The sequence below is a fragment of the Micromonospora sp. CA-244673 genome, from assembly GCF_050948395.1.
Taxonomy (GTDB): Bacteria; Actinomycetota; Actinomycetes; order Mycobacteriales; family Micromonosporaceae; genus Micromonospora.
The window spans coordinates 4,113,436-4,137,952 of record NZ_CP192019.1; the positions used below are offsets into that span (position 1 = coordinate 4,113,436).

The window sequence follows — 24,517 nt, forward strand, 5'->3', positions numbered from 1 at the left end:
GAGCCGGGCAGGGACACGATTCGGCCGAGCAGTCGGAGGGTATCGGGTGCGGATGCGTCAGACCGGTGACTACGACGACGGTGCCACGACCCCCACACCGGGGCGGAAGCGCCGGCGGCACCGCCTGCTGGTCTTCCTGGCCGTGTTCGCGCTGCTGGCGGGCACGGGCCTGGTGGCCGGCGGCTACTACTTCGACAGCGTGCCGACCCCCACCGACCTCAAGCTGCCGGAGTCGACCACCGTCTACTACGCCGACGGGCGCACGCCCATGGCGAAGCTGGGGGCGGAAAACCGCACCATCGTCCCGTACGACCAGATGAACGACTCGGCCAAGCAGGCCATCGTGGCGGCCGAGGACCGCACCTTCTGGACCAACAAGGGCGTGGACTTCAAGGGCGTACTGCGGGCGGCCTGGGCGAACGTCACGGGCGGGCAGCGGCAGGGCGCCTCCACCCTCACCCAGCAGTACGCGCGGGTCGCCGCCGACCTGCGCGGGGTGACCTACTCGCGGAAGCTGCGCGAGGCGGTGGTCGCCTGGAAGCTGGACGACACCTACAGCAAGGAGGAGATCCTCGGCTTCTACCTGAACACCGTCCCGTTCGGCCGGGGCGCGTACGGGATCGAGGCGGCCGCGCAGACCTTCTTCGGCAAGACGGTGCGCCGGGACGCCCCGCCGCAGCAGCAGCTCACCCAGGCCGAGGCGATGGTGCTCTGCGCCATGGTGAAGCAGCCGGAGGCGGACCCGGCCGACCCCGAGGGCTCCCCCGGCTACGACCCGCGGCGCAACGCCCTCGCCAAGCAGAACTCGATCGACCGCTGGAACTACATCCGCGACGGCATGGTGAAGCTCGGTTACCTCACCTCGGAGCAGGCGGCGAACCTGGCGTACCCGGACTCGGTGCGGCCCGTCGACCCGAACGCGGGCCGCTCGGGCCTGGACCGGCCGACCGGCCTGGTGGTCAACCACGTGCTGAGCGAGCTGCGCGGGACCGAGCCGTTCCGCGGCAAGCCGGACGAGGTGATCCGCGACGGCGGTTACAAGATCGTCACCACGATCGACAAGCGCGTGCAGGACGCCGCGGAGGCCGCCGCCGACATCCGCCGGGACACCGCGCCGGAGGCGGTCCGCGGCCAGCCGAAGAACTGGCAGGCCGCGCTCGTCGCCGTGGAGCCCGGCACCGGCCGGGTGCTCGGCTACTACGGCGGCAACAGCGGTTCCGGCGCCGACTACGCCGGCTGGTACCGCGACGAGAACGGCCAGGCGCGCGGGTTCGGCCAGCATCCCCCGGGCTCGTCGTTCAAGGTCTACGACCTGGCCGCCGCCGTCGAGAACGACATCTCGGTGAAGCAGCGGTTCGACTCGCCGGACACCAAGGAGTTCCCCGAGTCGGGGCGGACCAAGGGCAGCGCGGCCGGCCCGATCCGCAACGCCGAGCACGCGCCCTGCCAGCCGAACTGCGCGCTCTGGGAGGCGACCGTCGCCTCGCTGAACGTCACCTACTTCGAGCTGACCGAGAAGCTCGGCACCGCGAAGGTCATCGACATGGCGAAGCGGGCCGGGGTCGAGTCGATGTGGGAAACCGTCAAGGGCAACCCGCAGCCCCAGCGGGTGGACCTGCGGAGCGAGCCCGCCGACGAGGTGGCCCGGCGGTTCTCCACCGAGGTCGGCATCGGCCAGTACGGCATCAGCGTGCAGGACCACGCCAACGGGATGGCCACGTTCGCGGCCGGCGGCAAGCGGGCCGACGCGCACTTCGTCCGGTCGGTGACCAAGGGCGACGAGAAGGTGTGGGGCGAGCAGCTCAAGACGACCGACCTGGGCCTGGACCAGGAGGCGATCAACCAGCTCGACTGGACGCTGCGCCGGGTCAGGGCGGCCAAGCTGGACAACGACTGGGACTCCGCCGGCAAGACCGGCACCTGGCAGGCCGGGCAGAGCACCACCCAGAACGTGCACACGTGGATGGTCGGCTGGACGGGGGCCCTCGCCTCCGCCGTCTGGCTGGGCACCACCGACGGCAAGCCGCTCAAGACGACGGGCGGCAGCTACGAGGTCTACGGCTCCACCGGGCCCGGGCCGATCTGGCGGCAGTTCATGACGAACGCGACCGCGGCGTTGAAGCTCGACCCGGACAAGTACCGGTTCGCCGAGCCGGCGTTCCCCGACGACGCCCCGGAGACCACCGCTCCGGCGCCGCCGCCGGCGACCTCCTCGCCCACCCCGTCCGCCCGGCCGACGCCCAGTCCCACGCCGTCGCGCCCGAGCCCCACCCCGAGCAAGCGGCCGACCGCGCCGCCGACCATCTCCCCCTCGCTCAGCCCGCTGCCCAGCCTGACGCCGTCGAAGACCCGGAAACCCCGGTGAGCGTCGGCCGCCTCCGGCGGTGCGATGATCGGCGGCGTGGGGAACTCGACGACGGAGGCGATCAGGACGGCCTGGGCGGCGCTGGGCGGGGATCCGACCGCCGTCGCGGCGGTGCGGCCGGCCGGCCCCGACGGCGTGCTGCCGGCCCGGCTGCCGGTGACCGACCTCGCCGTGGCGTGTGTCGCCGCCGCCGGGTTGGCCGCCCTGGAGCTGGCCCGGGCGCGCGGTGCCGCGACGGACGGCCCGCTGACCGTGGACAGCCGCGCCGTGGCGGTCTCCTTCACCAGCGAGCGGCACCTGCGGGTTGACGGGCGGGGGTTCAGCGGCTTCGCCCCGCTGTCCCGCTACTGGCCAACCGCCGACGGCTGGGTGCGTACCCACGCCAACTACGCGCACCACCGGCGGCGGCTGCTGGCCGCGCTCGACCTGGACCCGGCGCGCCCCGACGACGAGGCGCTGGTGGCGGCCGTGGGCGAGCGGATCGTCGCCCGCCCGGCCGTCGAGGTCGAACAGCGGGTCACGGCGGCCCACGGCCTCGCCGTCGCGGCCCGCAGCCCCGAGGAGTGGGACCCCCACCCGCAGGCCGCGGCCGTCGCGGCGGAACCCCTGGTCCGGCTGCACGCCGACGCACCGGCGGCGGCCCGCCCGGCGCCACCCGCGCCGCCCGGGCTTCCCGCCGCCGGGGTACGCGTGCTCGACCTGACCCGGGTGATCGCCGGACCGGTGGCCACCCGGTTCCTCGCCCTGCTCGGGGCCGACGTGCTGCGCGTCGACTCCCCCGGCCTGCCGGAGCTGGAACCGCAGCACCTGGACACGGACGCCGGCAAGCGCTCCACCCTGCTCGACCTGGGCCGGCCCGCCGACCGGACCCGGTTCGAAGCCCTGGTCGCCGACGCCGACGTGGTGGTCACCGGCTACCGGCCGGGTGCGCTGGACCGGTGGGGCCTGTCCCCCGAGGCGCTGCGCCGGCACCGCCCCGACCTGGTGGTGGCGCGGCTGTCGGCGTGGGGCGGCACCGGCCCGTGGGCCGGGCGGCGCGGCTTCGACAGCCTCGTGCAGGCCGCCACCGGCATCGCCGAGATCGAACGGCGGCCGGACGGCACACCCGGCGTGCTGCCCGCCCAGGCCCTCGACCACGGCACCGGCTACCTACTCGCCGCGGCGGTGCTCCGGGCGCTGGCGCGGCGCGTCCACGACGGGGGCGCCTGGACCGCGGAGCTGTCGCTGGCGCGTACCGCCGGATGGTTGCGGCACGACCTGCCGGCCGGGTCGGCCCCCGCGGGCGCCCCACCCGATCCCGAGCCCTGGTGTGCCGAGCGGGACGCCCCCGCGGGCCGCCTGCGGTACGCGCTGCCGCCGCTCACCCTGCCCGGCGGCCGGCGTACCTGGGCCGGCCCGCCGACGCGGTGGGGCAGCGACCCGGCGGTCTGGTCGGCCGGCTGAGCGACGGAACGAGGAGGGACCGATGGCGCAGGAACCGCCGGAGCTGGTGGTGCCCGACGTGGACGCCTGGCGGGACTGGCTCGCCGTCCACCACGACGAGCCGGCGGGCGTGTGGCTGGTGCTGGCCAAGCGGGGCACGACCACGCCCACCACCCTGACCTACGACCAGGCGCTGGACGAGGCGCTGTGCCACGGCTGGATCGACGGCCAGAAGCGGCGCCGGGACGAGGCCACCTTCCAGCAGCGCTTCACCCCGCGCCGGGCACGCAGCCCCTGGTCGGCGCGGAACGTGGGGATCGTGGCCCGCCTGGTCGAGGAGGGCCGGATGCGGCCGCCGGGGCTCGTCGAGGTCGAACGCGCCCGGGCCGACGGCCGCTGGGACGCCGCGTACGCCGGGCAGGCCACCGCCGAGGTGCCGGCGGACCTGGTCGCCGCGCTGGCCGGGAACGACCGCGCCCGGGCGATGTTCGAGGTGCTCACGGCCCAGAACCGGTGGTCGATCATCTACCGGCTCGCCAGTCTGAAGCGGGCGGAGACCCGGGCGCGGCGGCTCGCCGAGTTCGTGGACATGCTGGCCCGGGGCGAGACGCCGTACCCGCAGAAGCGCCGGCCCCCGGCGGCGGACTGAGCCACCGGTCAGCCCGCGAGCACGAGCCGGCGCAACTCGGTGTCGAGCATGGCGGCGTCCACCCCGCCCGGCCAGCCGCGCAGCAGCGCGCCGCCCTTGGCGACGACCACGACGGCGGGGGGCTCCCGGACCGCGTACGACCGCCAGATCGCGCCGTCGGCGTCGAGCACGACCGGGTACTCGACGCGGTGTTCCCGCAGGTAGCGCTGGACGTCCTCGGGCCGGTCCTCGGTGGCCACCCCGACGAGGACGACCTTGTCGGAGTGGCGACGGGCCAGCTCGCTCAGGGCCGCCTGCCGGTCGGCGCAGAGCGTGCACCACGAGGTGAAGAACACCAGCACGACCGGGCGGTCGGCCCACAGGTCGGCGAGGGCGACCGGGCTGCCGTCGGTGAGCGCGCCGGTGACGGCCGGCGCGCCGGGCGCACCGGACGGCGCCGGGCGCAACGCCAGACCCGCCGGCGCGGGGCCGGGGAGGGCCGCGGCCCCACCGGCGACCGGCGCCGGCCGGGCAGGCGCCTCGCCGCCACCGGTGCAGCCGGTCGCCGCGAGCACCGCCGCCAGCGCGACGGCGGCGAGGCGGACGGCGTACCCCCGGGTCACGACGGCACCACCGCGACCAGCGCCGGTCCCTCGCTGTCGTTCGCGGTGAGGTCGACCGGCGGGTGGCCGTCCACGACCAGCCGGTAGGCGTCCCGCGCGGCCAGGTCGACCGGCACGGCGAACTCGCAGTACGTCGGCACGCGCGTCACCTCCAGGTCCTCGGCGAAGGTCGCCACCGACCGGCCCGCCGACAGCGCCCCCTCGGCGAGCGTCCGGCCGCCGGTGTCGACCACCTGGAACGGCGCCCGGTTGTGGAAGTGCGTGTAGGGGCCGGTGCCGGCGCACTCGACGCCCGCCGGCCGGATGTTGATGTCCCGGACGAGCACCCGCACGGTCATCGCCTTCCGGGCCTCCTCGGCGTCACCGCACGCGGCCAGCGCGCCGGTGAGCAGCGACGGCAGCACGAGCGCTGCCAGCAGGCGACGCATCGGTCCTCCTGGTCGTCGGTGGTCCGGGGCGGCGCGGCACGCGGGCCGCGCCGCCCCGGTTCGTGGTCAGCCGAGCTGCGCGCGGGGCCGTTCGACCCGGCACTGGCTGGTCACGGTCCGGCTCGGGTCGCTCTCCGAGGTGGCCGTGAGGGTCACCAGGGTGGTCGCGGTCGCCCCGGAGCCGGCGCCGACCGAGACCGCCACCGGGGTGCTGGCCCCGAACTCGGCCGTCGCCAGCTCGTTCGGCAGCTCCACCCGCCAGCCCTGACCACCGACGGTCGCCGAGAGCCGGTAGACGTCGGAGCGCAGGTACGCCCCGGCGTCCTCCGGGTGCGGCTGCCCGCCGGCCACGTAGGACCCGGTGTTGGTCAGGTCGAACGTGCAGGTGGCGCCCTTGCCGGTGGGCTTGCCCCGGGTCACCAGGTGGCCCTTGGACAGCGCCACCCCGTGCACGCTGGGCCCGGCGCCGTCCAGGGACCGCACGGCCACCGTGTACGACAGCACCCCGTCGCCGTCCCGGCGCAGGTTGAGCACGTAGAAGTGCAGCCGGTTGGCCTCGTCCACGTACTCGTACTCGCTGCCGGAGTTGGCCCCGGCGTGGAACAGCGCGTCGGACAGCTGCCGGTAGTCGCCCATGGTGATCTTCTGCGGGGTGCCGTTCGGCTGGTAGAAGTCGACCATGTCGATGTCCTGCGGGTTGGCGTCGACCACCCACACGAACGGCGCGCTGTCGGCGTTCTTGGTCTTGCTGATCAGCACGCCGTTGTCCGGGGTGAACGAGTCCGCGCCCAGCCGGTCGACGACCTCGACGGTGTAGTTGTTGTACCGGCCGCCGTCGCAGAGCGGGTCGGTGGTGACGCTGCACGCCGGCGCGCGGTCGGTGTTCATCGCGATGTTGAGACCGGTCAGCCCGCCGGGCCCGGCGTCCACAGCCCGCGCGGTCACGTCGGCGACCACCATCCCCGAGGTGGCCAGCCCCTCCCGGGACAGCCGCAGCACGTGCTCCTCACCGAGCAGCCCGATCTTCAGCTTGTCCCGCAGCATGTGCAGCGACCCCATCGAGCCGCCGTTGACCGGCGGGATCTGCCAGCGGGTGTGCGGCCCGCCCGGCCCGTTGAACGACCCGCGCGACATCATGCTCCAGATGCCGGTGTACGCGCGGCGCAACGGCGTGCCGTACGGGTTGTTGTAGTTGTCCCCGATGCTCAGCAGGTGGCTCAGCTCGTGGGCGTACACGCCCTGGCCGGAGCTCTCCGCCTGGGTCGACGAGCCGCCGCCGGCGTTCGGCCAGATGGTCGAGGCGGCCTTCCACGAGGTCCACTCGACGTACCGGGTCTTCGCGTAGTTCGGCAGGGTGGGGTCCGGCGGCCCCCACGCGTCCGGCACGTCCTCCTTGGTCTGGAACATCATCTGGCCGAACTCCTGCCAGGTCGACGACTCGTCCTGGCCGGCCGAGAGGATGAAGACCAGCTCGAAGCTGTCGGCCACCGCGTCGCCGACCGCCGCGCGCCAGGCGCCCAGCCCGTCGGTGCGGATGTTCTTGGCGCACGCCTCCCCGGTCGGGCAGGCGCCGGGGTTGAAGCTGTTGTCGATGCCGTACTGGTAGGACTTCGCCGGCATCTCGTACGGGCCGAACCCGCTGAGGTCCACCCCGTACCGGCCGTTGGAGTCCTGCATCCAGTACTCGTGCAGGGTGTGTCCCCGGTTCAGGTCACCCGGCTTGTTGAGGAAGTCCGTGTAGAACCCCGCGACCTGGTTGCGGGGCACGTTCGCGGCGGTCGCCTGCGGGTTGCCGAAGACGGTCGAGCCGGCCGGCTGGGTGATGACGAACGGCTGGTCCACGTAGTCCAGCGTGACCAGTGCGATCTTGAAGTTGCGGACCGACCCGCGCACGGTCGGGTCGGCCCAGTTCCGGCCCGGCACCTGCCGGTAGTCGTCCCAGGTCATCGTGTCCGGGTTCTGCCAGTGTTGGGGGTCGAGCGGCTGGAACGGGGCGGGCCCGTCCGGCGGGCCGTTCGGTGCGGCGGAGGCCGGCCCGGCCGAGCCGGTCGCGACCAGGACGGTCGTGACGGCGGCGGCCAGCACCGGGCGCCACACCGCACGCCTGGAGGGCAGAAGGCGCATCGAGTCACCTCTCAGGTCCGGGCGGAGGGGGCGGGGTGCTCAGGGGCGCTCACCCGTCCGCATTGATCACGCCCGATTCCGACCCTAGGAGCCGGCCGGCGCGGCGGTCACCGTGCAGATGTCGGCAGGTGGACGGGCGACTTCCGACACGTGCAGGACGGTCACGCCGTGGGCACCGGGCCGGCGTCCGCCCGCTCGGCCCGCCGCAGGTCCCGGCACAGCCGCTCCTCCAGCTCGGGCGGCAGCGCGCCCCGGGGCGGCCGGCACGGGCCGCCGTACCGGCCGGCCAGGCCCATGGCCAGCTTCACGGCCTGCACCCCCTCGGTGCGGGCGCCCCAGCCGAGCAGCGGGTGCAGCCGGGCGTAGAGCGGCAGCGCGGCGGCCAGGTCGCGGGCCGCGCAGAGCCGGTGCAGGCGCAGGCAGACCCGGGGCAGGGCGTTCGGGCAGCCGGCGAGCCACCCGGTCGCGCCGCACACGGTCAGCTCCAGCAGCACGTCGTCGGCGCCGGCCAGCACGTCCAGGTGCGGGCAGAGGTCCCGGATCCGGTGCAGCCGGCGGACGTCGTCCTCCCGTACCGCCACCACGCCGTCGGTCTCGGCGATCCGGGCCAGCAGGTCCGGTGTGAGGTCCACGGTGGCCTCGGCCGGGTCGCGGCACACCACCACCGGCAGCCCGACGGCGGCGACCTCGCGGTAGTGGGCGACCACCTCGGCGGGGCCGCCCGGGTAGCCGACCGGCGGCGGGGCGAGCACGGCCTCCGCCCCGGCGGCCCGCGCCTGCTCGGCCCAGTGGCACGCCTGCCGGCTGCCGTACCCCCCGACGGCCGGCAGCACCGCGCAGCCCGGCGGCGCCGCCTCCACGGCAGCGCGGACCACGTCGGCGCGCTCCCCCTCGGACAGGGCGGGGTACTCCCCCAGCGGGCCGCACGGGGTCACGCCCCGGCAGCCGGAGTCGCCGAGCCACCGCACGTGCTCCTGGAGCCGGTCGTAGTCGACGGAGAGGTCGTTCCGGAACGGCGTGGGGAGGGCGACGACGACGCCCTGCCAGGGCCTGGTTGCGGCCACGACGGTGTTCCCTTCTCGGCGGACCCGGCCCCGCACACGTTAGGGGCGTGCCGGCCGGCGGTCTTCCGACAGATGCCGGAACCCCGTCGCGCCGGAGGGTACGGCTGTCGCGGGGTATTGCGCGCCGGCCCAACATCATCGGAAGGTAGGCCGAGGGTCCTACCAGCACACGTTCGGCCCGCGCCGTGCGGTGACCCCGCCGGGACCCGGGCCGGTCCGGGGGAAGCGCATGCGCATGGAGCTGCAACGCATCGTCGACCGGGTCGCGGCGCGGGTGAAGCGTCCGGCCCTCATCGAGGACCGGCGCCAGCGCGTCGTCGTCTACAGCGAACACACCGGGGTGATCGACGGGGTACGCCGCAGCTCCATCCTGCGCCGGCACACCACCCCCGAGGTGATCGCCTGGGCCCGGGAGATCGGCGTCATGGAGGCCCGGCAGCCCGTGCGTACCCCGGCCTGCCCCGACCTTGACCTGCTCCCCCGCGTCTGCGTGCCGATCCGGCACCAGGACCTGCTGCTGGGCTTCGTGTGGTTCATCGACGCGGTGGACGGGATGACCGACGAGGACATCTCGGTGGTGACCGAGGCCATGCCGGACCTGTCGCTGGCCCTCTACCGGGAGAACCTGCTCGGCGAGCTGACCTCGCAGCGGGAGGCGGAGGCGACCCGGACGCTCCTGGTCGAGTCCCCGGAGGCCCGGCGGGAGGCCGTGCGGTCGCTGCTGACCGAGGGCGTGGTGGCCCGGGACGGCCAGGTCACGGCGCTGGTCGCCCAGCTCGCGGTCACCCGGGACGAGGTGCTCGACGACGCGGCCCGGATCGCCCTGGAGCACGCGCTGGTCGCCACCCGGCAGTGGGTGGGGTCGCGCGAGACGCTGCACCTCGTGCGCCACGACCACGGGGTCCTGCTGCTCTGCGGCGGGCGGGCCACCGGCCGGGTGGCGGCGGAGGACGCGGCCGCGCACCTCGACCAGGCCCTGCGGGCGGCGACCCGGGGGCTGGCGTCGGTGAGCCGTACGGTGCTCGGCGTCGGCGACGGCCGGCCCCGGCTGTACGACAGCCTCCTGTCGTACCAGGAGGCGTTCCAGGCGGCCCGGGTGGGGCTGCAACTGCCCGTCCTCGGCCCGGTGGTGCCCTGGGCCGACCTGGGCATCTACCGGTTGCTGTCCGGGGTGGACGCCGGTCACCTGGACGTCGCGCGGGTGCACCCGGGGCTCGGCCGGCTGCTCGGCGACGAGGCGCACCAGGTGCTGCTGGAGACCCTGGAGGCCTACCTGGACCTGGCCGGTAACGCCCACGCCACCGCCGAGCGGCTGCGGCTGCACCGGACGACGCTGTACTACCGGCTGCAGCGGGTGGAGCTGCTGGCCGGCACCGACCTCAAGGACGGCAACGAACGGCTCTGCCTGCACCTGGCGCTGAAGCTGGGCCGGCTCTCCGGCCGGTACCGGCCGGACCGGTAGCCGGGGCGGGGCGACGTCGTCGGCGCCCCGCCCCGGAGTCTCCTACAGGCCGGCGGCCACCGCGGCGGCCCGGCCGCCGACCACCGGCAGGGTGATCCGGCTGCGGTCGAAGTGGACGGTGATGTGCGCCCGGTTCTGCTTGGCCCGGCTGCTGTAGCCGGAGTACGAGCCGAGCAGCACCACGCCGATCTGGTGGCCGGCGGCGAAGACGTAGTCCTCGGGGAGCAGGTTCAGGTCGACGGCGGTCTTCCGCCCGGGCACCAGCGGCGTCGACACCGACGGCGAGTCCAGGTTCAGTCCGTCGATGACGCCCTTGGTGACCAGCTCCTGCGGGTTGGTCGCGACGGTCTTCTCCGTCTTCCGGTAGCAGGCGTTCTCGGCGAAGCCGCCCCAGGTCGCCGCCTCGCCCCAGCAGTCCTCGTCGGTCAGCGTCCGGATGCCGTCGCCGCTGGTGCTGAAGCGCGGGCGGGTGCCGTAGTCGACCAGGAGCCCGGCGAAGCTGGTGTCCTGGCCGTCGACGGTGGCGTTGATCTTCACGACCGGGGTGCCGGAGACGTGCAGCGGCGTCGCCAGCGGCGCGGAGAGGAACACCAGCCGGTTCTCGGTGTTCGCCGCCGGGTCCGACGGATGCCGGATGGCGTTGGCGGCGGTCATGGTGGGGGTGTCCTGGAAGGTCGCCGACCCGTTGCCCGGACCGGAGCGGACGCCGAGCCCGCCGACGTTCCCGGCCGTCGGAGCGCGGAGGAACACCTGGGTCGGCCGGGCGTCCGGCAGCGGCCAGGCGCGCGCGGTCTCCCACACGTCCGGCGCCCGCTCGATGTCGACGGCCGGCTCCCGCATGATCCCGTTGTCGAGCCCCTGGAGCCACTGGTCGAACCAGCGGTGCAGGGTGTCCACCCAGGCGCCCCGCCGGAAGTCGAACGGGTCGACGTGGCCGGTGCCGGTCAGCCAGAGCTTGCGCGGCACGCCCTGCTCGCCCAGCGCGGTCCACCACTTGCTGAAGTGGTCCGGGCGGACGTTGTCGTCGTTGATGCCGTGCACCACGAAGACGCTGGCCCGGACCCGGTCGGCGTGCGGCACGTAGTCCCGCTCCGCCCAGAAGTCGTTGTAGTCACCGGTGACGTCGTCGCCGCCCTGCCCGAGGGCGGTCCGCACCGCCGCGCAGTGCGCCCGGCGGGCCGGGTTGGTGACCGTGTTCGCCAGGCTGCCCGAGTAGTTGTTCGCCCGGGTGACGAGGCCGTTGCTCCGGGAGTAGTCGTACCAGCTGGAGATGGCCGAGATCGGCACGATGGTGGTCAGCCCCGCCACCCCGTCGGCCGCCGCGGCGTTGGCCAGCGTCCCGTCGTACGACTTGCCGATCATGCCGGTGCGTCCGTTGTGCCAGTCCGCCACGACCTCCCGGCCGGCGGCGTCGACGCCCGGCCGGCGCCCGTTGAGCCAGTCGATGGCGGTGGGCGCGCTGATGTTGTCGGCCCGGCCACCGGTGACCGGGCAGCCGGTCGAGTTGTTGGTGCCGATCATGTCGAGCAGGACCACGGCGTAGCCGCGTGGCACGAAGTAGTTGTCGTAGAACAGCGGCCAGGTGTCGTTCAGCCCGTCGCCGTCGACGTCGGCCTTGCACTCGCTCTCGTTGCCCCGGCAGACCGTCGAGTAGTAGGGGCTGGCGTCCATCACGACCGGCACCTTGAGCCCGTTCTCGCTGGCCCGCGGCCGGATGATGTCCATGGCCACGACGTCGCGCGCGCCGTCGGAGTCGGTGTCCACGTCCGAGGTGACGAAGATCCGTTCCCGGACCGCGTCGGCGTAGCCGAACACCGGTTGGGTGACCCCGTCCTCGACCACGAGCCGGGCCTGTTCGTCCGCGCCCGGCTGGGCCAGGGCGCCGGTCGCCGGCAGGCCCGGGACGGCGACCACCAGGGCCACCAGGGCGGCCCGCCAGGCATGTCTTCCGCTTCGCATCCGCGTGCTCCTCCTCCCCGCGCCGGCCGCCGGCGTGCACAGGGGACGCGCCGGCCCGACGGTCGCCCCGAACCTACGGATCGACGGACGTACAGGTCTTCGGACAGCTGTGGAAGATGGCCGCCCCCGGGTCCTACGCCTGTCGCAGGCCGGGCACCAGGGCGCACAGACAAGGGTCAATATGCGCCATGTGCACACAGCGGCAAAGGACGCAGAGCAGACAGGCCCCCGTCTGACGCGAAGAACATTCGGCCTGATCAGCGCCTATTGAAGATCATGGCTTCCTGAATTCCCGGCGACGGCGCGGCGACCGCGGGGAGTCGGTTGCCCGGGTCACCCATTGCTCCGGGCCCGGGCCCGTGTGATTGTGCCCCCAGCGAGTCGCCGACCCCCGGCGGCTCACGACGGTCGATCTGTCGAACCGGGGCCACGCCGGCAGCCTCGGAGATCGGCCGTCACCCCGCCTCGCCACACCGTGCCGCCCGTCCCCACCGGGCTCCGTGCGGCGCGCCTAGGAACAGGAGCGACCCCCTTGAAGCTCTCACCTCGCCTCGTCGCGCTCTCCGGCGCGGCGGCGGCCGGTCTGATCGCCGCCGGCACCGCCGCGGCCGTGCAGGCCGCGCCGCCCGGCCCCGCCGCACCCGACGCCGCCCAGGCCCGCGCCGTCGCCGCCGACTCGGCCCGCGCGCTGGTCGCCGACCGGCCCGCCTACCTGCACGCCAGCGCGGACGAAGCCTTCGTGCAGAAGGCGGTCATCTCCTCCGAGGGCACCCAGTACGTGCCCTACGAGCGCACCTACAAGGGCCTGCCCGTGGTCGGCGGTGACTTCGTGCTGGCCACCGACACGGCCGGCAACCTGAAGTACGCCTCCGTCGCCCAGCAGCAGGCCATCGGCAGCCTCGCCACCACGCCGAAGCTGACCTCGGCCGCCGCGGCGAAGACCGCGCGCGCCCAGCTCAAGAAGGTCAGCACCGTCGAGGGCACCAACCTGGTCGTCTACACCCTCGGCGCCACGCCGGCGCTGGCCTGGGAGACCACGGTGCGGGGCACCGGCGCCGAGGGCCCGAGCCGGCTCACGGTCGACGTCGACGCCCGCACCGGCGCGGTGCTGCGCACGCAGGAGCACGTCGTGCACGGCACCGGCACCGGGGCGTGGAACGGACCCAGCCCGCTGACCCTGAACACCACGCAGTCGGGCGCCACCTACAGCATGAAGGACCCGACGGTCACCAACCTGAGCTGCCAGGACGCCGCGAACAACACGACGTTCAGCGGCTCCGACGACGTCTGGGGCAACGGCACCGCCACCAACCGGGAGACCGGCTGCGTCGACGCGCTGTTCGCCGCGCAGACCGAGCACAAGATGCTCGCCCAGTGGCTGGGCCGCAACGGCGCCGACGGCAACGGCGGCTACTGGCCGATCCGGGTGGGTCTGAACGACCAGAACGCCTACTACGACGGCTCCCAGGTCCAGATCGGCAAGAACACCTCGGGCCAGTGGATCGGCTCGCTCGACGTGGTGGCCCACGAGATCGGCCACGGCATCGACGACCACACCCCGGGTGGCATCTCCGGCGGCGGCACCCAGGAGTTCGTCGCCGACACCTTCGGCGCGGCCACCGAGTGGTTCGCCAACGAGCCGTCCAGCTACGACGCTCCCGACTTCCTGGTCGGCGAGAAGGTCAACCTCGTGGGCAGCGGCCCGATCCGCAACATGTACAACCCGTCGGCGCTCGGCGACCCGAACTGCTACTCCAGCAGCATCCCCGGCACCGAGGTGCACGCCGCGGCGGGTCCGGGCAACCACTGGTTCTACCTGCTGGCCAACGGCAGCAGCCCGACCAACGGGCAGCCGGCCAGCTCCACCTGCAACGGCAGCAGCGTCACCGGCCTGGGCATCCAGAAGGCCATGAAGATCATGTACAACGCCATGCTGCTGAAGACCTCGTCCTCGTCGTACCTGAAGTACCGGGTCTGGACGCTGCAGGCGGCGAAGAACCTCTACCCGACCAGCTGCACCGAGTTCAACGCGGTGAAGGCCGCCTGGACCGCGATCAGCGTGCCGGCGCAGACCGGTGAGGCCACCTGCACGGGCGGCACCCCGACGCCGACCCCGACCACCACGACCACCCCGCCGTCGGGCAGCTGCACCGGCCAGAAGCTGGCCAACCCCGGCTTCGAGTCGGGCAACGTGAGCTGGACCGCCTCCTCCGGCGTCATCACCAACTCCACCAGCCAGGCGGCGCACGGCGGCTCGTACAAGGCCTGGCTCGACGGCTACGGCTCGACGCACACCGACACCCTCACGCAGTCGGTGACGATTCCCGCCGGCTGCCGGGCGACGCTGAGCTTCTGGCTGCACATCGACAGCGCGGAGTCGACCACGACGACCGCCTACGACAAGCTGACCGTGAAGGCGGGCAGCACCACCCTGGCCACCTACTCCAACCTCAACAAGGCCACCGGCTACGTGCAGCGGTCCTTCGACGTCTCGTCGCTGGCCGGCACCACCGCCACCATCTCGTTCAGCGGCGTGGAGGACAGCTCCCTGCAGACCTCCTTCGTCGTCGACGACACCGCGCTCACCCTGAGCTGAGCACACCGGAGCGGCCGGCCGTCGTCCTCCCGACGGCCGGCCGCTTCGTCGTCTCCGTGCCTCGTGGCCGGTCCGGATTCCGGCCCGCGGTCAGGCCGGGTGGGCCGCGCGGGAACCGGCGGCGTCGTCGCGGCGGATCCGGGCCGCGACGCCCTCCATCGCCCGGCCGAACCGCTCCATGTCCCGGGCGGACTGCTCGGGCAGGCCGCCGAGCCGGGCGGCGAGGGCGTCCACGTCCGCCTGGGCGGAGGCGCTGACCCGGGCCTCCAGCTCGGTGAGCGCGGCGTTGACGGCCGTCACGACGTGCCCGCACAGGGTGTCCAGGGGCTCGCCGGCCAGCTCCGGGTCGACGGTGACGGATTCCAGCCGGCCACCCTGGACGGCGACGGCACGGACCCGGCCGTCGGCCGCGCCGCCCTCGGCCCGGAGCAGCTGGGCCGGCGCGTCGTCGGCGTGGTCGCCGGCCCGGGAGCGCATCGCGGACAGCGCCTGCTGCGTCCTGGTCAGCAGCTCGTCGAGGCTCGCGGCCGCGGAGAACGAATCGTTGGTCATATCCGCGCTTTCTTCACGTCTTTCCGAGCACCGTGACGATAGCAACCGGCCCCGACGCCGAACGCCCGGCCGGGAACCCCGGCCGGGCGTTCGTGGTGCGGCGCACCGGTGTGGCGTCAGCGCAGGCGAAGCCGCTGGCCCGGGAAGATGAGGCCCGGGTTGTCGCCGACCACGCCCTTGTTGCGGGCGTAGAGGGCGTGCCAACCACCGGCGACGTTCTTCGCGTCGGCGATCTCGGAGAGGGTGTCCCCCGGCCGGACCAGGTAGGCGCCGGCGCCGCCGGTGCTCGGCGCGGTCCGCCGCTCGCCGCGGTACGACCGCTGCGAGGTGGCCTTCTTCGTGGCCGAGGTGGTCTTCCTCGTGGCCTTCTTCGTGGACTTCGCCGAGCCCGAGTCCTTGGCGGCGTAGCGCTTGGTGGAGCCGCCCTTCTTGCCGCAGACCGGCCAGGCGCCGATGCCCTGCCCGTCGAGGACCTTCTCGGCGATGGCGATCTGCTCGCCGCGGCTGGCCAGGTCGGCCCGGCTCGCGTACTTCTTGCCGCCGTAGCCGTTCCAGGTGCTCCGGGAGAACTGGAGCCCGCCGTAGTAGCCGTTGCCGGTGTTGATGTGCCAGTTGCCGCCGGACTCGCACTGGGCGACGGCGTCCCAGTTGACGCCGGCGGCGCTGGCCGGGGCGGCCGGGCCGAGAAGGGCGGCGGCGCCGGTGGCCGCGCCGACGACGAGCGCCCCGACGGCGGTGCGACGCTGCGCGGTCCGTCGGTGACGGGCGACGTGATCAGTTGCCATGTGGTTTTCCTCCACGCCGACGAGGTGAGCTGTCGGGTTCGGGCCGAGGAGCCCGGCCGCCGCAGGCGGCTTCACCCCGAGGTGTCGTGCACCGAGGAACATGTGGGTCCCCCGCTCCCGCCGAAGGTCCAGGACCGCCGGGCCGGCGGCGGGATTAGGCGTTGCCGGCCCGTGGTGTCCGCGATCGCGAACGGATCCGACGTTAGGAACGGTTTGTCGCGAACGCCCACTTCTTGTGAAGTTCTTCACCCGGCCGAGCGACGACCCCGTCTCCCGGCTTGCGGAACCGTCGAATCTGTCGTAGCGACCTGACGGTTGGCGTGTTTTCGCAGCTCACAGCGGCGTTTCCGGGCACCGGCCGAAGAGGACGGCCGGCGGGTGCCGGGTCCACCGTGGCGAGTGGCGCGGCGCGGATCCTCGGCGGCGGGTTCCCGGCCCGCCGGGCGACGCGGGAGGCTACCGTGGGCAGGTTCGCGCAAGATCGGCACGAGGCGGCGAGGCATGAGCGACCACGGACACGAGCTGACCTTCGGCGGCTTCCTCACCCCCAGCGCCGGGCGGCCGGAGCAGGTGGTCGCGCGGGCCAAGCTCTGCGAGCAGGTCGGCCTGGACCTGGTGACCTTCCAGGACCATCCCTACCAGCCCGGGTTCCTGGACACCTGGACGCTCATGTCCTTCGTGGCCGCGGCCACCAGCCACATCACCCTCGCCGGCAACGTGCTCAACCTGCCGCTGCGCCAGCCCGTGGTGCTGGCCCGCAGCGTGGCCAGCCTGGACCTGCTCACCGGCGGCCGGGTCGAGCTGGGCCTCGGCGCCGGGGCCTTCTGGGAGGCGATCGAGGCGGTCGGCGGGCGGCGGCTCTCCCCCGGCGCGGCCGTGGACGCCCTCGACGAGGCGATCCGGGTGATCCGCGAGGTCTGGGACACCGAACGGCGCGGCATGGTCCGGGTCGAGGGCGAGCACTACCGGGTGGTCGGGGCCAAGCGCGGGCCGGCGCCGGCCCACCCGGTGCGGGTCTGGGTCGGCGCGTACAAGCCGCGGATGCTGCGGCTGGTCGGTCGCGCGGCGGACGGCTGGCTGCCGTCGCTCGCGTACCTGCCGAAGGGGCCGGCCGAGCTGCCGGCGCTGAACGCGGTGATCGACGAGGCCGCCGCCGAGGCCGGACGGGATCCCGGCGCGGTGCGCCGGCTGCTCAACGTCACCGGCACCTTCTCGCGGTCGTCGGGCGGTTTCCTGGACGGCCCGCCGGAGCAGTGGGTGGAGGAGCTGGCCGGGCTCGCCCTGGACCACGGCGTCGCCACGTTCATCCTGGGCAGCGACGAGCCGCGCGCCGTCCAGCTCTTCGCCCAGGAGGTGGCGCCGGCGGTCCGCGAGCTGGTCGCCGCCGAACGCACCACGCCGGGCAGCCGCGCCCGGGCCGTGGAGGAGCAGCAGGCCGCCGTCGAGGCCGGCGGCTCGACCGCGCTCGCGGTCACCCCCACCCCCGATCCGGGGGTACGGCTGAGCGCGCGCCAGCCCTGGGACGAGTCGACCCGGCCCGCGGCGCCACCGGCACCGGCCGGGCACGTCTACACGCCTCGCGGGCAGGCCGCCGGGCAGCACCTCGTGGACGTGCACGACCACCTGCGCCAGGAGCTCGGGCAGGTGCGGGACCTGCTGGAGCAGGTCAGGCGCGGCGCGGTCGCCCCGGGCGCGGCCCGGGCCGTGCTGAACGAGATGACCATGCGGCAGAACAACTGGACGCTCGGGGCCTACTGCGCGGCGTACTGCACGGTGGTCACCCAGCACCACGGCCTGGAGGACAACTCGATCTTCCCGCACCTGCGCCGCGCCGACGTGGGGCTGGCGGCGGTGCTGGACCGCCTCGAGGAGGAGCACGTGGTGATCCACGGGGTGGTGGAGAGCGTGGACCGGGCGCTGGTGGACCTGATCCGCGAGCCGGGCGACTTCACCGAGCTCCAGGCCGCCGTGGACCTGCTCACCGACACCCTGCTGTCGCACCTGTCGTACGAGGAGCGGGAGATCGTCGAGCCGCTCGCCCGGCACGGCTTCTACGCCGGCCAGCTCTGAGGGCGGATATTCCCGGGCCAGACGTGAGATAGCTGGCTTTTGTTTTCCTAAGTCAGCTGGGTAGCGTCGGCCCCATGACGGACTTCCTCGCGCGGCGCGACTCCTGGTCCACCGCCAACTGCTCGATCGCCGGCGCGCTCGACGTGGTCGGCAACCGCACCACGCTGCTCCTGCTGCGCGAGGCGTCGTTCGGCACCCGGCGCTTCGACGAGTTCGCCCGCCGGGTCGGCGTCAGCGAGCCGGTGGCCGCCGCCCGGCTCAAGCAGCTCGTCGCCGACGGGCTGCTCGACCGGCGGCCCTACCGGGAGCCCGGGCAGCGCACCCGCGCCGAGTACGTGCTCACCGACAAGGGCCGGGACCTGCTGCCCGTGCTCGCCGCCCTGCGCGAGTGGGGCGACACGTACGCCGTCGAGGAGCCGTCGGTCCGGCTGGCCCACCACGACTGCGGCGCGTCGGTGCACGTGGCGCTGCGCTGCGCGGCCGGCCACGACGTGCCGGCCGACCAGGTGGACCTGCTGCCCGGGCCGGGCCTGCTGCCGTCCTGACGACCCACCCTTCCCACCCTCTGGAGCACCCATGAAGATCGCTGGAAGCACCGCCCTGGTCACCGGGGCCAACCGGGGCTTCGGCCGGCACCTGGCCGCCGAACTGCTGGCCCGGGGCGCCACCGTCTACGCCGGCGCCCGCAACCCCGAGAGCGTCGACCTGCCGGGCGCCACCCCGGTGCGGCTCGACATCACCGACCCGGCCTCCGTGGCCGCCGCCGCGGAGCTGGCCGGCGACGTCACCCTGCTGGTCAACAACGCCGGCGTGAGCACCGGGGCCGACCTGCTCGACGGCGACCTGGCGGAGATCCGCCGGGAGCTGGAGACCCACTACCTCGGCACGCTGTCCGTGGTGCGGGCCTTCGCGCCGAGGATCGCGGCCAACGGCGGCGGGACGGTGCTGAACATCCTCTCGGCCCTGTCCTGGATCACGTTCCCGCAGGTGGGCGCCTACGGGGCGGCCAAGGCCGCCGAGTGGTCGATGACCAACGCGCTCCGCGCGCAGCTCGCCGACCGGGGCGTCCGTGTGGCCGGCCTGCACGTCGGCTACATGGACACCGACATGGCGGCACACGTCACCGGGCCGAAGTCCGACCCGGCCGAGATCGCCCGGCTCGCCGTCGACGGGATCGAGGCCGACCGGTACGAGATCGTCGCCGACGAGACCTCCCGCCAGGTCCTCGCCGGCCTCTCCGGCGGCGTCGCCGCCCTCTACCCGGCCCTGCCGTGACCGAGGGCCCGCCGGCCGGGGCACCAACGCCTCGGCCGGCGGGCGGCTCGGCCTAGAGGTTGCGGGCGAGGCGGTCGGCGAGGATCCGGGTGAACCGGGCCGGGTCGGCCAGTTCCCCGCCCTCGGCGAGCAACGCCATGCCGTACAGCAGCTCGGCGGTCTCGGTCAGCGCGGTGCCGTCGCCGCCCTGCTCGTGCGCCTTGCGCAGCCCGGTGACGAGCGGGTGGGTCGGGTTCAGCTCCAGGATCCGCTTGACCTGGGGCACCTCCTGCCCCATGGCCCGGTACATCTTCTCCAGCGTGGGCGTCATGTCGTGCGCGTCGCCCACCACGCAGGCCGGGGAGGTGGTGAGCCGGGTGGAGAGCCGGACCTCCTTGACGCTGTCGGCGAGCGCGCCGCTCATCCAGGTGAGCAGGTCGGCGTACTCCTGCCGCTCGGCCTCGGCCCGCTCCTTCTCCTCGTCGGTCTCCAGGTCCACCTGACCCTTGGCGACCGAGCGCAGGGTCTTCCCGTCGTACGCGCCGACCCGCTCGACCCACACCTCGTCGACCGGGTCGGTGAGGATGAGCACCTCGTAGCCCTTGGCGCGGAACGCCTCCAGGTGCGGGGAGTTCTCGATGGTGACCCGGTTCTCGCCGGTGGCGTAGTAGATCTCGGTCTGGCCGTCCTTCATCCGCTCGACGTACTCGCGCAGCGTGGTCAGCTCGGCCGGGTCGTGGGTGCTGGCCGCCCGGACCAGGTCCAGCAGGGCCTCGGTGTTGTCCGGGTCCTCCAGCAGGCCCTCCTTGACCACCGCGCCGAACTCGCCCCAGAAGGTGCGGTACGCCTCGGCGGAGAGGCCCTTGAGCGTGGCGAGGACCTTCTTGACCAGGCGGCGGCGCACGGCGCTGATCTGCCGGTCCTGCTGGAGGATCTCCCGGGAGATGTTCAGCGACAGGTCGTGGGCGTCCACCACGCCCTTGACGAAGCGCAGGTAGTTGGGCATCAGCGCGTCGCAGTCGTCCATGATGAACACGCGCTTGACGTAGAGCTGCACGCCCCGGCGGCCCTGCGGGGAGAACAGGTCGAGCGGGGCGTGCGACGGCAGGAAGAGCAGCGCCTCGTACTCGAAGGTGCCCTCGCCGCGCATGTGGATGGTTTCGAGGGGGTCCGCCCAGTCGTGCGCGACGTGCCGGTAGAACTCCTTGTACTCGGCCTCGTCGACCTCGTCCTTCGCGCGCGCCCAGAGCGCCTTCATCGAGTTGAGCGTCTGCTCCTCGCGGGTGGTGGAGCCGTCCTCGCCGGGCTTCTCCACGGTCATCCGGATCGGCCAGGCGATGAAGTCCGAGTAGCGCTTGACGATCTCGCGGATGGTCCACTCGGCCGTGTAGTCGTGCAGGTTGTCCTCGTCGTCGGCCGGCTTGAGGTGCAGCGTCACCGAGGTGCCCTGCGGGGCGTCGTCGACGGCCTCGACCGAGTAGGTGCCCTCGCCGGTGGACTCCCAGCGGGTGCCGCCGGCCTGCCCGGCGCGGCGGGTCAGCAGGGTCACCCGGTCGGCGACCATGAAGGTGGCGTAGAAGCCGACGCCGAACTGCCCGATCAGCTCCTGCGAGGCCGCGGCGTCCTTCGACTCGCGCAGCGTACGCAGCAGCTCGGCGGTGCCGGACTTGGCGATGGTGCCGATCAGCCCGACCACCTCGTCGCGGGACATGCCGATCCCGTTGTCCCGCACGGTCAGCGTGCGGGCCTCCCTGTCGACCTCGACCTCGATGTGCAGGTCGGTGGTGTCGACCTGGAGGTCCTTGTCGACCAGCGACTCCAGGCGCACCTTGTCCAGCGCGTCGGAGGCGTTCGAGATCAGTTCGCGCAGGAAGACGTCCTTGTTGGAGTAGATCGAGTGCACCATCAGCTGGAGCAGCTGACGGGCCTCGGCCTGGAACTCCAACGTCTCGACCTGGTCGCTCACACCGGCTCCCTTCCACTTCGCGGGCTTCCGGCGGAAAGGATACGAGGCGTGCGCGCGCGGCCACCGGAGGGTGGCCGATCGGATCTGGTCCAACCAGTTGACGGGTTGATGTGTGCGGGGCCACACTGCTGCGCATGGCCTTCGCCCCCGTCCCCCGCGCCTCGGTCTCCGACCACGTCTTCGGCCAGCTCCGGGACGCGATCGTCAGCGGCCGCTACCGGCCGGAGGAGACCCTGCCGGGCGAGCGGGAGCTGGCCGCCGCGTTCGCCGTGAACCGGCACGCCGTCCGCGAGGCGCTGCGCCGGCTCCAGCAACTCGGCCTGGTCCGGGTCAGCCAGGGCGGGGCCACCCGGGTGCTCGACTGGCGGGTGCACGCCGGGCTGGACCTGGCGCTGTCGCTGGCCCGCTCGGGTGACGTACTCCCGGTCGAGACGCTGGTCCGCGACATGCTGGAGATGCGGGCCTGCGTCGGGATCGACGCGGCCCGGCTCTGCGCGGAGCGCGGCGACCCCGAGGTCACCGAGGCGCTGGTCCGGGCCGCCGAGGAGTACGGCTCGCTCGCCCCCGACCTGGACCGGATGAACGAGGCCAACATCGCGATCTGGTGGCTGATCGTCAGGGGCAGCGGCAACACCGCCTACCTGCTGGCGTTCAACAGCCTGGTGGCCGGCACCTTCGCCGTGGGCGACGTCCCCCCGGACGCCCGGGCCGCCGAGCTGCTCGACGTCGCCGGCCACCGCCGGCTCGCCGCCGCGATCGCGGCCGGCCAGGGCACGGCAGCCGCCCGGCACGCCCGGGCCCTGCTGACCGCCCCGGTCACCACCCCCGCCACCCCCGCCACCCGAAGGGAAGCCCGAGCATGATCCCCGCCGTGCTCTACGCCGTCCCGGCGTTCCTGCTGCTCATCATCATCGAGGCGGTCTCCTACCGGTTCCTCCCCGACGACTCCGAACGCGGCTACGAGGTTCGCGACACCACCACCAGCCTCTCCATGGGGCTCGGCAGCCAGATCATCGGCTTCCCCTGGAAGCTGCTCACCGTCGGCATCTACGCCGCGCTGTGGATGGTCGCGCCGGTGCACCTCTCCCCCGGCGACTGGTGGACCTGGGTGATCGTCTTCTTCGCCGACGACGTCGCCTACTACTGGTTCCACCGGCTGCACCACGAGGTCCGCGTGCTGTGGGCCAGCCACGTGGTGCACCACTCCAGCGTCTACTACAACCTCTCGACCGCGCTGCGGCAGAGCTGGACGCCGATGACCTCACTGCCGTTCTGGCTGCCCCTGGCGCTGCTCGGCATCCCGCCGTGGATGATCTTCCTGCAGCAGTCGATCAGCCTGCTCTACCAGTTCTTCCTGCACACGGAGCGGGTGGGTGTGCTGCCCCGGCCCATCGAGCTCATCTTCAACACGCCCTCGCACCACCGGGTGCACCACGGCTCGAACGCCGAGTACCTGGACCGCAACTACGGCGGCATCCTCATCGTCTGGGACCGGCTCTTCGGCTCCTTCGAGCCGGAGCGGGCCCCGGCCCGGTACGGGCTCACGAAGAACATCCAGACCTACAACCCGCTGCGGGTGGCCACCCACGAGTTCGCCGCGATCTGGTCCGACGTCCGGCACGCCACCTCGTGGCGGCACCGGCTCGGGTACCTCTTCGGCCGGCCCGGCTGGCAGCCGGCCCGGTGAGGCGCCCCTGGCTGGTCCTGTTCGGCGTCGCCGCCCTGGTCGAGCTGGTCGGGGTCGCGCTCGACTCGACGCCGGCGCAGTGGTTGGCCAAGCCGCTGCTGGCGCCGCTGCTGCTGGCGTACCTCTGGGACCGGCGACGCCGGGTGGACCCGGTGGCCGTGGGCCTGGTGGCCGCCACCGCCGGGGACGTGGCCCTGCTCGTGCCGGGAGACGCCGCGTTCCTGGCCGGCATGGGGTGCTTCCTGGTCACCCAGGTCGCCCTCCTCAGCGCCTTCCTGCGCCACCGCCGGCCGCCGCCGGCGGCGGTGGCCGGCTACCTGGTCGCCTGGGCCGGCGCGAACGCCCTGCTCTGGGGCGCGCTGGGCCCGCTGCGGCTGCCGGTGCTCGGCTACAGCCTGGCGCTGTCCCTGATGGCCGCCGCCGCGACCGGGGTGTCCCGGCGCACGGCGGCCGGCGGGGCGCTGTTCCTCGTCTCCGACCTGCTGATCGGGGTGGGCGCGGCGGGCAGCGACTTCCCCGGCCGGGACCTCCTGGTCATGACCACCTACGCGGCGGCCCTCCTCCTGATCACCACCGGCTGGGCCGCCGCCACGGCGGAGCGGCCCGCCCGCCCATCGTCGCCCGCCGAGGCCGCGCAACCCGTGTCCTGATCCCGGACGGCGGCGGCGGGTCAGCGGGCGAGGGCCCGCGTCACCACCGTGAGGTCGTCGTCGCCGAGGCCCTGCTCGACCGCGTGCCGCCACTCGCCGGCCAGGGCCTCGGCGGCCGGGAACCGGCCGGCGGGCACCTCACGCAACGCGAGGTCCACGTCCTTGAGGGCCAGGGCCAGCGAGTACTGCGTCGTGTAGTCGTCACCGGCGATCCGGTCCAGCTTGTCGGCCGCCCAGGGTGACACCAGCGGGCTGCCCCGCAGGGCCCCCTGCACGGTGCCGCGGTCCAGGCCCAGCGCGTCGCCCAGGGCGACCGCCGCCGCGAGCCCTTCGTTCACGAAGGCGAGCAGCAGGTTGTTGACCAGTTTCAGCCGCGACCCGGAGCCGACCGGCCCCACCCAGACGGTCCGCTGCCCGACCGCGTCGAAGACCGGCGCCACCCGGTCCCGCACCTGCTCCGGCCCGGACGCGAGGACGACGAGGCGACCCTGTTCGGCCGGACCCCGGCTCCCGGCCACCGGCGCGTCCACCAGGGTCACCCCGGGGCGCCGGTCGGCGACCAGCTCGGCCAGGCGCCCGGTCTCGGTCACCCCGATGGTGCTCATCTGCGCCCAGACCGCCCCCTCGGGCAGCGCGGCCAGCATTCCCTGGTCGACGGCGATCGCCCGCACCGCGTCCGCGTCGGTCACCATGGTCACCGCCACGTCGGCCCCGCGTACCGCCTCGGCCGGGTCCCCAGCGACCTCCGCGCCCCGGTCGCCGAGCGCGCGGGCCGCCTCCGGGTGCCGGTTCCACACCACCGTCGTCAACCCGGCGCGGACGAGATTCGCCGCCATCGGCGCACCCATGCCGCCGAGCCCGAGCATTGCCACCCGCGTCATC

General features: G+C 73.7%; 20 protein-coding genes and 1 riboswitch. Of the genes, 11 read left to right on the forward strand and 9 right to left on the reverse strand.

Annotated elements, in window-relative coordinates; genetic code table 11:
* The first annotated feature begins 52 nt into the window (after positions 1-52).
* From ACQP12_RS19195 to ACQP12_RS19205, 3 genes are read left to right on the forward strand one after another with little or no spacing between them, the layout of a single operon-like run.
* On the forward strand, positions 53-2,365 hold the full coding sequence (locus ACQP12_RS19195; RefSeq protein ID WP_433280700.1) for a transglycosylase domain-containing protein: 2,313 nt from the start codon (positions 53-55) through the stop codon (positions 2,363-2,365).
* A gap of 36 nt (positions 2,366-2,401) precedes the next feature.
* A complete protein-coding gene (locus ACQP12_RS19200) occupies positions 2,402-3,808 on the forward strand; it encodes a CoA transferase (RefSeq protein WP_433280702.1) in 1,407 nt (468 codons plus the stop codon).
* 22 nt (positions 3,809-3,830) lie between these two features.
* A complete protein-coding gene (locus ACQP12_RS19205; RefSeq protein ID WP_433280704.1) occupies positions 3,831-4,436 on the forward strand; it encodes a YdeI/OmpD-associated family protein in 606 nt (201 codons plus the stop codon).
* Positions 4,437-4,444: 8 nt separating this feature from the next.
* Here ACQP12_RS19205 and ACQP12_RS19210 read toward each other — a convergent pair whose 3' ends face one another.
* From ACQP12_RS19210 to ACQP12_RS19225, 4 genes are all read right to left on the reverse strand, one after another.
* Positions 4,445-5,038, reverse strand: a complete 594-nt coding sequence (locus ACQP12_RS19210) for a TlpA family protein disulfide reductase (protein WP_433280706.1) — start codon at positions 5,036-5,038, stop codon at positions 4,445-4,447.
* Positions 5,035-5,466, reverse strand: coding sequence for a hypothetical protein (locus ACQP12_RS19215; protein WP_433280708.1), 432 nt, complete (start codon positions 5,464-5,466; stop codon positions 5,035-5,037). Before ACQP12_RS19215 ends, ACQP12_RS19210 begins: the two co-directional genes overlap by 4 nt.
* 66 nt (positions 5,467-5,532) lie before the next feature.
* Positions 5,533-7,590, reverse strand: coding sequence for a M6 family metalloprotease domain-containing protein (locus ACQP12_RS19220; protein WP_433280710.1), 2,058 nt, complete (start codon positions 7,588-7,590; stop codon positions 5,533-5,535).
* A gap of 161 nt (positions 7,591-7,751) precedes the next feature.
* Positions 7,752-8,654, reverse strand: a complete 903-nt coding sequence (locus ACQP12_RS19225) for a dihydrodipicolinate synthase family protein (RefSeq protein WP_433280712.1) — start codon at positions 8,652-8,654, stop codon at positions 7,752-7,754.
* Between the two features lie 235 nt (positions 8,655-8,889).
* On the opposite strand from ACQP12_RS19225, the gene ACQP12_RS19230 reads away from it, so the two are divergent.
* On the forward strand, positions 8,890-10,116 hold the full coding sequence (locus ACQP12_RS19230; RefSeq protein WP_433280714.1) for a PucR family transcriptional regulator: 1,227 nt from the start codon (positions 8,890-8,892) through the stop codon (positions 10,114-10,116).
* Between the two features lie 42 nt (positions 10,117-10,158).
* Here the strand turns inward: ACQP12_RS19230 and ACQP12_RS19235 are convergent, their stop codons facing one another.
* Positions 10,159-12,075 carry a Xaa-Pro dipeptidyl-peptidase gene (locus tag ACQP12_RS19235; protein ID WP_433280716.1) on the reverse strand — a complete coding sequence of 639 codons (1,917 nt, stop codon included), beginning with the start codon at positions 12,073-12,075 and terminating at the stop codon, positions 10,159-10,161.
* Positions 12,076-12,607: 532 nt separating this feature from the next.
* Here ACQP12_RS19235 and ACQP12_RS19240 point away from each other — a divergent pair.
* The gene (locus ACQP12_RS19240; RefSeq protein ID WP_433280718.1) at positions 12,608-14,671 is read left to right on the forward strand and encodes a M4 family metallopeptidase; all 2,064 of its coding nucleotides are present in this window, start codon (positions 12,608-12,610) and stop codon (positions 14,669-14,671) included.
* A 90-nt stretch (positions 14,672-14,761) separates the two neighbouring features.
* Here the strand turns inward: ACQP12_RS19240 and ACQP12_RS19245 are convergent, their stop codons facing one another.
* Together ACQP12_RS19245 and ACQP12_RS19250 are read right to left on the reverse strand one after the other, a co-directional pair.
* Positions 14,762-15,223, reverse strand: coding sequence for a YbaB/EbfC family nucleoid-associated protein (locus ACQP12_RS19245; RefSeq protein ID WP_433280721.1), 462 nt, complete (start codon positions 15,221-15,223; stop codon positions 14,762-14,764).
* A gap of 116 nt (positions 15,224-15,339) precedes the next feature.
* Entirely contained in the window at positions 15,340-16,008 is a 669-nt protein-coding gene (locus ACQP12_RS19250) for a transglycosylase family protein (protein WP_357951051.1), read from the reverse strand.
* Positions 16,008-16,179, reverse strand: a riboswitch (cyclic di-AMP (ydaO/yuaA leader). It overlaps the preceding gene by 1 nt.
* A gap of 330 nt (positions 16,180-16,509) precedes the next feature.
* Between ACQP12_RS19250 and ACQP12_RS19255 the strand changes: the two genes are divergently transcribed.
* The 3 genes from ACQP12_RS19255 (at position 16,510) to ACQP12_RS19265 (ending at position 19,353) form a co-directional block, all read left to right on the forward strand.
* Complete coding sequence (locus ACQP12_RS19255; protein WP_433280724.1) at positions 16,510-18,078, forward strand: LLM class flavin-dependent oxidoreductase; 1,569 nt, start codon at positions 16,510-16,512, stop codon at positions 18,076-18,078.
* A gap of 74 nt (positions 18,079-18,152) precedes the next feature.
* Positions 18,153-18,623, forward strand: coding sequence for a winged helix-turn-helix transcriptional regulator (locus ACQP12_RS19260; RefSeq protein WP_357951044.1), 471 nt, complete (start codon positions 18,153-18,155; stop codon positions 18,621-18,623).
* A 31-nt stretch (positions 18,624-18,654) separates the two neighbouring features.
* Positions 18,655-19,353, forward strand: coding sequence for an SDR family oxidoreductase (locus ACQP12_RS19265; protein ID WP_357951041.1), 699 nt, complete (start codon positions 18,655-18,657; stop codon positions 19,351-19,353).
* A gap of 52 nt (positions 19,354-19,405) precedes the next feature.
* On the opposite strand, the gene htpG is transcribed toward ACQP12_RS19265, so the two are convergent.
* Positions 19,406-21,238: a molecular chaperone HtpG gene (gene htpG / locus ACQP12_RS19270; protein ID WP_433289336.1), complete on the reverse strand. Its 1,833-nt coding sequence runs from the start codon at positions 21,236-21,238 to the stop codon at positions 19,406-19,408.
* A gap of 194 nt (positions 21,239-21,432) precedes the next feature.
* Between htpG and ACQP12_RS19275 the strand changes: the two genes are divergently transcribed.
* The 3 genes from ACQP12_RS19275 to ACQP12_RS19285 are packed head-to-tail and all read left to right on the forward strand — an operon-like array spanning position 21,433 to position 23,635.
* Positions 21,433-22,161: a FadR/GntR family transcriptional regulator gene (locus tag ACQP12_RS19275; RefSeq protein ID WP_433280727.1), complete on the forward strand. Its 729-nt coding sequence runs from the start codon at positions 21,433-21,435 to the stop codon at positions 22,159-22,161.
* The gene (locus ACQP12_RS19280) at positions 22,158-22,985 is read left to right on the forward strand and encodes a sterol desaturase family protein (protein ID WP_357951032.1); all 828 of its coding nucleotides are present in this window, start codon (positions 22,158-22,160) and stop codon (positions 22,983-22,985) included. The genes ACQP12_RS19275 and ACQP12_RS19280 overlap by 4 nt, the downstream gene beginning before the upstream one ends.
* The gene (locus ACQP12_RS19285; RefSeq protein ID WP_433280729.1) at positions 22,982-23,635 is read left to right on the forward strand and encodes a lysoplasmalogenase; all 654 of its coding nucleotides are present in this window, start codon (positions 22,982-22,984) and stop codon (positions 23,633-23,635) included. Before ACQP12_RS19280 ends, ACQP12_RS19285 begins: the two co-directional genes overlap by 4 nt.
* A 20-nt stretch (positions 23,636-23,655) precedes the next feature.
* Here ACQP12_RS19285 and ACQP12_RS19290 read toward each other — a convergent pair whose 3' ends face one another.
* Positions 23,656-24,516, reverse strand: a complete 861-nt coding sequence (locus ACQP12_RS19290) for an NAD(P)-dependent oxidoreductase (RefSeq protein WP_433280731.1) — start codon at positions 24,514-24,516, stop codon at positions 23,656-23,658.
* Between the last annotated feature and the right edge of the window lies 1 nt (position 24,517).

Excerpts from the sequence above, each read along its gene's own strand:
- ACQP12_RS19275 (WP_433280727.1), top strand. The coding sequence starts at position 21,433 with ATGGCCTTCGCCCCCGTCCCCCGCGCCTCGGTCTCCGACCACGTCTTC.
- ACQP12_RS19255 (WP_433280724.1), top strand. The coding sequence starts at position 16,510 with ATGAGCGACCACGGACACGAGCTGACCTTCGGCGGCTTCCTCACCCCC.
- ACQP12_RS19195 (WP_433280700.1), top strand. The coding sequence starts at position 53 with ATGCGTCAGACCGGTGACTACGACGACGGTGCCACGACCCCCACACCG.
- ACQP12_RS19260 (WP_357951044.1), top strand. The coding sequence starts at position 18,153 with ATGACGGACTTCCTCGCGCGGCGCGACTCCTGGTCCACCGCCAACTGC.
- ACQP12_RS19245 (WP_433280721.1), bottom strand. The coding sequence starts at position 15,223 with ATGACCAACGATTCGTTCTCCGCGGCCGCGAGCCTCGACGAGCTGCTG.
- ACQP12_RS19230 (WP_433280714.1), top strand. The coding sequence starts at position 8,890 with ATGGAGCTGCAACGCATCGTCGACCGGGTCGCGGCGCGGGTGAAGCGT.
- ACQP12_RS19220 (WP_433280710.1), bottom strand. The coding sequence starts at position 7,590 with ATGCGCCTTCTGCCCTCCAGGCGTGCGGTGTGGCGCCCGGTGCTGGCC.
- ACQP12_RS19205 (WP_433280704.1), top strand. The coding sequence starts at position 3,831 with ATGGCGCAGGAACCGCCGGAGCTGGTGGTGCCCGACGTGGACGCCTGG.
- ACQP12_RS19250 (WP_357951051.1), bottom strand. The coding sequence starts at position 16,008 with ATGGCAACTGATCACGTCGCCCGTCACCGACGGACCGCGCAGCGTCGC.
- htpG (WP_433289336.1), bottom strand. The coding sequence starts at position 21,238 with ATGGTGCACTCGATCTACTCCAACAAGGACGTCTTCCTGCGCGAACTG.
- ACQP12_RS19235 (WP_433280716.1), bottom strand. The coding sequence starts at position 12,075 with ATGCGAAGCGGAAGACATGCCTGGCGGGCCGCCCTGGTGGCCCTGGTG.
- ACQP12_RS19290 (WP_433280731.1), bottom strand. The coding sequence starts at position 24,516 with ATGACGCGGGTGGCAATGCTCGGGCTCGGCGGCATGGGTGCGCCGATG.
- ACQP12_RS19215 (WP_433280708.1), bottom strand. The coding sequence starts at position 5,466 with ATGCGTCGCCTGCTGGCAGCGCTCGTGCTGCCGTCGCTGCTCACCGGC.
- ACQP12_RS19280 (WP_357951032.1), top strand. The coding sequence starts at position 22,158 with ATGATCCCCGCCGTGCTCTACGCCGTCCCGGCGTTCCTGCTGCTCATC.
- ACQP12_RS19265 (WP_357951041.1), top strand. The coding sequence starts at position 18,655 with ATGAAGATCGCTGGAAGCACCGCCCTGGTCACCGGGGCCAACCGGGGC.